Genomic DNA, 8647 nt, shown 5'->3' on the forward strand with positions numbered 1-8647 from the left:
GCCACGTGCGCGGCGGTGACCGTGGCGGCGGCCAGGGATTCCCGCATCGCCGCGAGCGCCGCCTCCCGGACCACCGCCGCGCAGTCCGCCGCCGAGAAGCCGGACAGCTCCGCGCCGAGGGCGGCCAGGTCGACGTCGGGCGCCAGCGGCACGTGCCGGGACGCGGCCCGCAGGATCTCCGCGCGGGCCGGCCCGTCCGGCGGCGGCACGTAGACCAGTCGCCCCAACCGGCCGGGTCGCAGCAGCGCCGGGTCGACCAGGTCCGGCCGGTTCGTGGCGCCGACCACCACCACGTTGCGCAGCGTCTCCACCCCGTCCAGCTCGGTGAGCAGCGCGGCGACCACCCGATCCGTGGTGCCCCCGTCGGTGGCCTGCCCGCGTACCGGCGCCAACGCGTCCACCTCGTCCAGGAAGATCAGCGTCGGGGCGGCCTCCCGGGCGCGGCGGAACAGCTCGCGTACCGCGCGTTCGCTCTCGCCCACCCACTTGGAGAGCAGCTCCGCGCCCTTCACCGAGAGCACGTTCGCCCGCCCCGACCCGGCGAGCGCGGTGACCAGGTACGTCTTGCCGCAGCCGGGTGGGCCGTAGAGCAGCACGCCGCGCGGTGGCTGTACGCCGAGGCGGGCGAACGTGTCCGGATAGGTCAGCGGCCACAGCACCGACTCGGTAAGCGTCTGCTTGACCTCGTCCAGGCCGCCGACGTCGTTCAGGGTCACCGACGCCAGCTCCAGGGTGGACGCGGCCATCGTCGTCGGCCGGACCACCTCCAGGGCGGCGGTGAAGTCGGCCATCGCCACCGTGGGCGTCCGCGCGGTCTTCTGCCGCAGCGCCGCGCGTACCCCGGCCTCCCGGACCAGCGCGGCCAGGTCCGCCGCGACGAACCCGGGGGTACGCCCGGCCACCTCGTCCAGCCGGACGTCGTCGGCGAGCGGCACCTGCCGGGTCAGCACGGTGAGCTGCTCACGGCGCAGGGCCGGGTCGGGCAGTGGAACGCTGATCCGCAGCGACAACAGGTCCGGTGCGCGCAGCGCCGGGTCGACCGCCTCGGGTCGACCGGTGGTGCAGACCACGGCGACGCCGGCGTGGACGGTCTCCGCGAGCACCTGCCGGAACACCGTGGCCAGCGGGCCGGGCTCCTCCGCCGGGGCCAACGCCTCCACATCGGTGACCAGCAGCACCGCCGGTCCGCCGGCACGAACCGTCGTCGCCGCGGCGCGCAGCCGGTCGGCGGCCGCCTGGTTGGTCAGCGCGGCCACCTCGGGCGCCCACAGCGGGTGGACGCGGGCGCCCACCCGGGCCGCGACGGCCCGGACCAGCGCCGACTTCCCGGAGCCGGCCGGCCCGGAGAGCAGCACACCCAGCGAGATGGTGGTGCCCAGCCGGCCCAGCACCTCCCGATGGTGGAAGCCGAGATCCAACAGCTCGGTCAGCTCCTCGGCCTGGGCCCGCAGGCCGGGCAGTTCGTCCACGTCCGGCGCGTCGCCGGTCGCGTCCACTGCCGGAACCGCGCCGAACCCAGGCGCCCCAACGGGCTCGCCGTGGGTGGCCGGCCCGTGCTCCCAGGCGACCACCGTGTCCATGGTGACCAACGACCCGGCGGACTCCTCGACGGCGACCACGGTGAGCAGGGTGCTGGTCCAGGCGAAGCCGACGGTGGTGGCGAGGCTGCGCCGGGCCGCCTCGACGAGGCTGCGCGTCGAGGCGTCCGGCAGCACGTCCTGCGGCAGCAGCGACACGTCGTCGCCCGCCGTGACCACCTTGCCGAGCAGGGCGAGCCGGAGCATCTCCGGGCTGACCGCCGCCACCACCTGCACCGGCCCGGTCAGCGTGACCCGGCCCGCCGGGGTCAGCGGCAGCGGCGACACCCGCACCGAAGCGCCGTCCCGCAGGCCCAGGTTGCCCAGCGTCAGGTCGTCGGCGTACAGCAGGGCGCTGCTCGCGCCCGCCCCGGCCGCCGCGACGATCCCCGCGGTCTGCCGGCGGCCCGTCAGTCGCACCGGGTCGCCGGGGCGCAGCCCCAGCGCGGTCAGCGCCTCCGGGTGCAGCCGCACGATGCCCCGTCGGGCGTCCAGCGCCGCGGGCCGCAGGCTCGCCGTCAGGGTCAGGTCGGGTTGGGCCACCGCCCGACCGTAGCCGCCGTCAGCTCGTCGGGGCGGTCAGCGCCGCGGATCCAACTCATCCAGCAGCGACGGATCCCGCCGGATCAGCTCAGCCAGACGGGCCGCCGGGTCCGGGGTCAACCCGTCCGGGCCGGGTGCCCACGCCGGCACCGTCCGACCGGACAGCGGCCAGGACGGCGGGGGTTGCACCGGCAGCTCCGGGCCGACCGTGACGTCCGGGCCGTCCCAGGAGACCCGCAGCGGGTACGTCCGACCGTCGTGCTCGACGCGGACGGTCACCGCCAGGCCCGGGTGTGCGCCGACGACCTGGCGGACCGCCTCGGCCACCTCCTCGACCGGACCCCACCCGACGACGTCGCCGGGGCTCTCCCGTTCCGCGTGCCGCCCATCGTGCCGGGCGGGCCCGGCGTTGCGCCCACCCGTGGCGGCGCCCTGCCCAGCGGTCGGGCCCGGCGGTGGCGCGGTGTCGTCCCGATCGGTGACCCGCCGGCGCAGCGCCTCCTCGCGCCGGGCCAACCGGGCCAGCGTCTCGTCCAGGTCGCCCCTCACAGATCACCCCTTCCCGCCACGGCCGGAGCCGGTCGACTCAGGCCTTCCTGTCCCGGGTGGCCCGGTCCAACGCCCGGTCCAGGACGACCAGCAGGGCGTCCCGCACCGAGAGCCGGTCCCGGGCGTCGAACTGCACCAGGGGAACATGATCGCCGATGGCGAGCGCCCACCGGATCTCGCCAAGTTCCAGGGCCAGTCGCCCGTCGAACGCGTTGACCCCGACCACGAACGGCAACCCGGCCCGCTCGAAGAAGTCGATCGCCGGGAAACAATCGTCCAGCCGGGAGCTGTCGACCACCACCAGCGCGCCGAGCGCACCCCGGGCCAGGTCGTCCCACATGAAACCGAACCGTGCCTGCCCAGGGGTGCCGAACAGGTAGAGCTTCAGACTGCGGTCGATTGTCACGCAACCAAAATCCATCGCCACCGTCGTGGTGGTCTTGCTCGACCGTACGCCCGGGTCGTCCACGCCGATCCCGGCGCTGGTCATCTCGGCCTCGGTGGTCAGCGGCGCGATCTCGGAGATCGCCCCGACCGTGGTGGTCTTGCCCACGCCGAACCCGCCGGCGACGAGAATCTTGACCGGCACGGGTGGCGCCGCAGGTGGCCGGTTGGTCGGCCCGGCGTCGGCCGGTGGCCGGTACGGCGGTGGCGGCCCCGCCGGCGGCGGCGCGGCCCGTCCGAGCGCCGGGGGAGTCCCCGGGGCCGTGCTGTAGCGGGCGGTGGCGCTGTTGCCGGCGAGCCCTCCGAGCGGGACGCCCGGCCATTCAGGAGATCGCACGAAGTCCATCAATCACTCGCAGGATGAGGTCGGGGTCGAAGGCGTCGTTGGCGTCGGTGACGTGCACGTCCAGGTGCCCGGCGGCCCGCAGGTCGCCGACCAGGACCCGGGTCACGCCGAACTGCAGCCGGGCCCGGGCGGAGAGTTCGGCCACCGAGATCGGCTCGGCGCAGAGCGCGATGATCGCCTGGAGTTCTGGCGCCAGCAGGCCGACCGGTGGGTCGGTCCACCGGCCGCCGTCCGGGCGCAGGGTCACCTGCGTCTCCAGCCCGATCGCCGGATCCGCGCCGGCCACCCGCCCGGAGGTGAGCACGAACGGCCGCGGACCTGTCGGGCCGCCACCGCTCGGCTGCGGCTCTGGCGCCGCCGGAGCGCCGCCCCCACCCGGGTGCGGCGTGCGCAGGTAGGGGCGGATCCGGGTCCCGGGCTCCGGGTCCGGGTCCTCGCCGGCGACGTCGGGGGTCACTGCTGGACGGCGTTCTTCAGCTCGACGATCAGTCGCGGGGTCAGCGCACCACCGGCCCGACCGGCAAAGAGCGTCATCTCGTACGCGACGGTGCCCAGGTTCGCCGACCGGTCGGCGACGACGCCGAGCACGGAGCCACTGCTGATCGCGCTGATCAGCAGATAGCCGTCGGCCATGTCGACGATCACCCGGTTCAGGCCGCCGAGCGCGTACCAGCTGGCCGCGCCGCCGGCGAGGCTGGTCATGCCGGAGACCACGGCGGCCAGCCGCTCCGCGTTGGAGCGGTCCTTGATCGCCGACATGGCCATCAGCAGCCCGTCCGAGGAGACGGCGATCGCCTCCAGCACCCCGGCCGTGCTGGAGGTGAAGGAGTCCAACAGCCAGTTGAACGTGCGCGCCTCGGGACTGAGGTCCCCGACGGCGCCGGGCTGGCTCTGGTGGTCGACGTTGTCGTGCAGGAAGGGGCTGGTCACCGTGATGATCCTTCTTCGTTCCGACGGTCTGGGCTGACTTCGCGGAGAGCACGGGCGACGCCCGCCTCGAACTCGGTGATGAGGTCGCGTACCTCGGCCGGGTCCCCGGGGTGCGGGCTGAACGGCTGGCAGGGTGGGGAGACCGTGAGGTTAGCGCCGGGCACCCGGCGGCTCAGTCGGGGACGGCCCCGGCTGAGTCCGGCGGTGTCCGCCACCGTGGGGCCGAGGCCGCCCGGGGTGGCGGGCAGGTCGACGGTCTCGCTCGGATCCGCCAGCGTGGGGCCGGCGCTGGTGGCCGGCTCGGTGGCTGTGCGCATCGACCACTGCCCGACCGGGCGGCCGGCGGCCGGCGGGACGCTCAGCTCGGCCCGGCGTACGCCGGACTGGAACGCCTCGACCAGCGCGCGAGCGGCGTCCGGGTCGGCGCCGGTGGCGTCGACCGGCCGGGTCGGCGCGGCGGTGGCGGGGAGGCTGGCTCCGGGCACCCGCTGCCGGACCCGGGGGCCGGCGGTCGGACCCGGCGCCGCCGTCGCCGGGCTTTCCGCGGTGGCGGCTGGACCCTGTGCCGTAGCGGCGGAAACGCCGGTGTCGACCGGTTCCCGAGCGCCGAACGCGTCCCAGGACTGGCCCGACTCCAGGCTGCGGGTGGCCCGGCTGAGCAGGTCCGTGTCGAATCCGGCCGGTGCCGCGACGGCGGCGCGGGAGCGGGCTTCGCGGGCGGAGTCGAGAGCCGGCCGTCGGCCCCGGTCCGGCACGGCTGCCCGGGCGACCGTCGCCCCGGCCCGGTCGGCGCGGCGCAGCACCAGCGACGTCTGCGGGATCTCCACCTGCGCGGTCACCCCGCCGCCCACGGTGGCGGCGAGGCTCACCTCCCAGCCGTGGCGGCGGGCCAGCCGGCCCACCACGAAGAGACCGAGCACCTCGGTCGGCGCCAGGTCGAGGCGTTCGCGCCGGGTGAGCCGGGCGTTCTCCTCGGCCAGTCGCTGCTCGCTCATGCCGATGCCGTTGTCCACCACCGTGATCCGGGCACCCCGCCCGGACGTCTCGCCGGCCACCAGCACCCGGGTGTGCGGCGGGGAGAAGACTGTCGCGTTCTCCATCAGCTCGGCCAGCGCCAGGACGAGGTCACCGACGACCGCCGGAGCGGCGGCGATGCCCGCCGGCACCTGCACCTCGACGCGGGTGTAGTCCTCGATCTCGCCGAGCGCCAGCCGGACCACGTCGGCCAGCGGCACCGGCGCGGTGTGCGCGTCGGCGCCGGCCGAGCCGGAGAGCACCACCAGGCTGCCGGCGTTGCGCCGCAGCCGGCTGGAGATGTGGTCGAGCCGGTACAGGTGCTCCAGGCGGCCCGCGTCGGCCTCCTGCTGCTCCAGCCGGTCGATCAGCGCGAGCTGGCGGCTCACCAGATTCTGCGTACGCCGCCCGACGTGGCCGAACATCTGCGCCACGTTGCGCCGGCCGGCGACCTGCCGCTCGACCAGCTGGGCCGCGGTGTTCTGCACCCGGTCGAAGGCCCGGGCCAGGTCACCGATCTCGTCGTTGGACCGGATGACCACCGGCTCCAACCGGACCGACTGGACGTGCTCCGTCTCGTCGTCGGTGACCCGGACCAGCTCGGCCTCGGCGACCCGGGCGACCCGGTCGGCGGAGCGGGTGAGCTGGCTCAGCGGTCGGGCCACCGTCCGCGCGACCGCCACGCTGAGCAGCACCACCAGCGCCAGGATCAACGCCGCCGCGGCACCCACCAGGTACGCGGCGGTCAGCGCCCGCCGCTGGTCGGCCTTCACCTCGGCGAGAACGTCGGCGACGAGCTTCTTCTCGACGAACTGGCCGAGCTGGATCATCGTGCGGACGGCCGGAAAGAGCGCGTCCATCGGCACGTCGCGGACCGCGGCGGCCGGGTCCCGGGCGCTGGTGATCAGGAAGTCGGGGCTGGTACGCGCGGCCACCGCCGCGTCGTTGAGCTGGGCCACCTTGAGCTGCTCGGGCGTGATCAGGGTGCGGAAGCGCAGGTTGTCGACCTGGAGGGCGGCGATGCACGCCACGTACCCGGCGGTGGTGTCCGGGCTGCCGATCGCCTTGACCAGGATGCTCAGGGTGGCGCAGGCGCCCAGGCCCTCGTCGGCGCGCAGCAGCCCGTCCAGGGCGAGCACCTGGCGGCCCGGCAACGTCTCGGTGTCCACGCTGAAGACCAGCCGCAGCGATTCGATCAACCCCCGGTTGACCGGGCCGAACGCGTCCATCACCTGGCCGGGGTTCGCGGCTCGGGCCAGCACGGCCGTCCGCAGGTCGATGAGGCTGGACACCCCGCTGAGCGCGTGGTCGACCCGCTCGGTCAGCGCGTCGCCGCCGTCGGCCCGCAGGTCGGCCACCCGGTCGTCCACGTCGGCGGCCTTGCGGACCAGCTCGGAGCGTTCGACCCGGCCGAGGAGGTAGCCGACCGACAGGATGCGTTCCTGTTGCAGGTCCTGGACGAGGCTGCCGACCCGGCTGGCGAGCCGCACCTGCTCGGTGATGTCGGCGGCGCGTTGCGCGGCGGCCACCCGGTCCAGCACCACGGGCACCGCGAGGCCGACCATGCTGAGCAGGGGGATCACCACGAGCAACGCGAGCTTTCCGCGGATCCGAAGCCTACCGAGAAGCATCGAACGGCCCCCACTGCGCGAGGACCGGCTCGTGGGCCGCGCCGACCGGTTGCAGCGGACGAGGATCGGCCGGTTGGCTGGTCGGGGCTGGCGGTTGCCAGGGGTCGCCGGGCGGCGGGGCGGCGGGGGTGCCGGCGTCCGACGTGGCGGCCCGCCGACGTGCGCGTCGACCGGCGGCGACCAGCATGCCGGCGAGCCAGGCCAGCAGCAGGAAGGCCAGCGCGCCCGCACCGGCGGCCACCCAGCGGTCCCGGGCCAGCCCGTCGATCCGCTCGGTGAGCAGGGCGTCCAGCTCGCCGAGGATGACCGGCTGGAGCTGCCGCGCGGCGTTGCGCGAGTTGAGTGCGGCAGCGGTCAGTTGGCCCTGGTCGATGGTGCCGGTGGCGCTCGGGGTCGAGTACAGGGCCAGCGCCTCCACCGACCGCTGATAGGCGTCCAGCGGGGTCAGCACGTTGGCGCCCAGGTCGGTGCTCTCCGAGCTGTCCACGGCGGAGCGCAGGTTGTCGACCACGTCCCCGGCCGGCGACAGGGCGGACACCCGCATACCGGTCAGCTCCATGAGGCTGCGGGCCCGTTCGGCGGCCGGTCGTCGGGTGGCGAGCGCGCCCAGGTCGGCGAGCCGGCCGGCGCCCACCACCGCCTCGGGCAGCTCCTCGCCGGCGCTGTCCTGCAGGAAGAACGAGTCGGCGCCCGGGTCACGGCCCAGTCCCGAGCTCTCCCGGATCTTGCGGTGCAGGGCGAGCAGCAGGTCGGTGACCTCGCCGTACGCGGTGTAGGCGGCCTCCGGGTCGGCGGGGCTGCGGTCGCGCAGCGCCTCCACCTTGGCCCGTAGCCCGGCCCACCGTTCCTGGCTGCGCAGTTGCCCGCCGATGCGGGCGTCCACCGTGGCGGCCTGCTCGACGGCGCGGCTCAGCGGCTCGCCCGGGACGGGGCGTCCGGCGACGGCCGCGGACTGGGCTTCCACCAGCGCCTCGGTGACCGGGGCCAGGGCGCGCAGGTACTGCACGCCGAGCCGTTCGCGGTCGGCCAGGCTCCGATCGTCGCCGGTCTGCCGCCAGGTGGATGCGAAGAGCAGCCCCACCGGCGCCAGCAGCGCGACGATGAGCAGCAGCGGCAACGACCGGCCCAGCATGGACGTCCGTCGACGGGCCCGCGGCGCGGGGACTGTCATGGTGTGTCTCCTCCGGCGTCGGGCGGGGGAACAGCGCGGCGTCGGGCTCGCCGACAAGTCCCGTCCACCGGACCGGAAAACTAACCGAACCCTGTGGGGGCCGACCGGTTGCCGGTGAGTCAGTTTTGCGTCAGTTCGAGCGATGTCACCGTTCGTCGGGGTTGCGGGCACGCTGTGTCCCGTCGATGCGTGTGACATGAAGGGATCGATGGGGATATCCGCGGAAGATCGGAATTCACGGGATCCGAACTCAACTCACCCGGCCGCGCCGGAGGATGCGCGGTCGCACCGGGATGGATCACCGATCGGAGCAACCGGACGGACGTACGGCGGATCTCAGCCAACTCTCAGCCTGCGGCCCGTACCGTGTGCCGCATGAGATCGCCGTCGCCGGCCGCGTGGTTCCGGCGTGCCCTGCCCACCCGCCGCCGCGCGATCGCCG

General features: G+C 74.8%; 7 protein-coding genes. All 7 read right to left on the reverse strand.

Translation table 11 applies throughout. From position 1 onward, the window contains the following. Window positions 1-2120 (reverse strand): AAA family ATPase (locus tag AB0J68_RS20535; RefSeq protein WP_363939965.1); only part of this gene is annotated, 2120 nt, incomplete at its 3' end. 36 nt (window positions 2121-2156) lie between these two features. Further along, the gene (locus tag AB0J68_RS20540) at window positions 2157-2669 is read right to left on the reverse strand and encodes a hypothetical protein (protein ID WP_355064411.1); all 513 of its coding nucleotides are present in this window, start codon (window positions 2667-2669) and stop codon (window positions 2157-2159) included. A 37-nt stretch (window positions 2670-2706) separates the two neighbouring features. Continuing rightward, window positions 2707-3459 (reverse strand): ATP/GTP-binding protein, encoded by a 753-nt coding sequence (locus tag AB0J68_RS20545; protein ID WP_363939966.1) that lies wholly within the window; start codon window positions 3457-3459, stop codon window positions 2707-2709. Next, the gene (locus tag AB0J68_RS20550; RefSeq protein WP_354858044.1) at window positions 3437-3916 is read right to left on the reverse strand and encodes a DUF742 domain-containing protein; all 480 of its coding nucleotides are present in this window, start codon (window positions 3914-3916) and stop codon (window positions 3437-3439) included. Before AB0J68_RS20550 ends, AB0J68_RS20545 begins: the two co-directional genes overlap by 23 nt. Next, complete coding sequence (locus AB0J68_RS20555) at window positions 3913-4389, reverse strand: roadblock/LC7 domain-containing protein (protein ID WP_007465863.1); 477 nt, start codon at window positions 4387-4389, stop codon at window positions 3913-3915. The genes AB0J68_RS20550 and AB0J68_RS20555 overlap by 4 nt, the downstream gene beginning before the upstream one ends. Then, window positions 4386-6986: a nitrate- and nitrite sensing domain-containing protein gene (locus AB0J68_RS20560; protein WP_363939968.1), complete on the reverse strand. Its 2601-nt coding sequence runs from the start codon at window positions 6984-6986 to the stop codon at window positions 4386-4388. Before AB0J68_RS20560 ends, AB0J68_RS20555 begins: the two co-directional genes overlap by 4 nt. A 34-nt stretch (window positions 6987-7020) precedes the next feature. Next, window positions 7021-8205, reverse strand: a complete 1185-nt coding sequence (locus AB0J68_RS20565; protein ID WP_363939970.1) for a hypothetical protein — start codon at window positions 8203-8205, stop codon at window positions 7021-7023. Window positions 8206-8647 lie beyond the last annotated feature (442 nt).

It is taken from the genome of Micromonospora sp. NPDC049580 (assembly GCF_040675595.1).
Taxonomy (GTDB): domain Bacteria; phylum Actinomycetota; class Actinomycetes; order Mycobacteriales; family Micromonosporaceae; genus Micromonospora.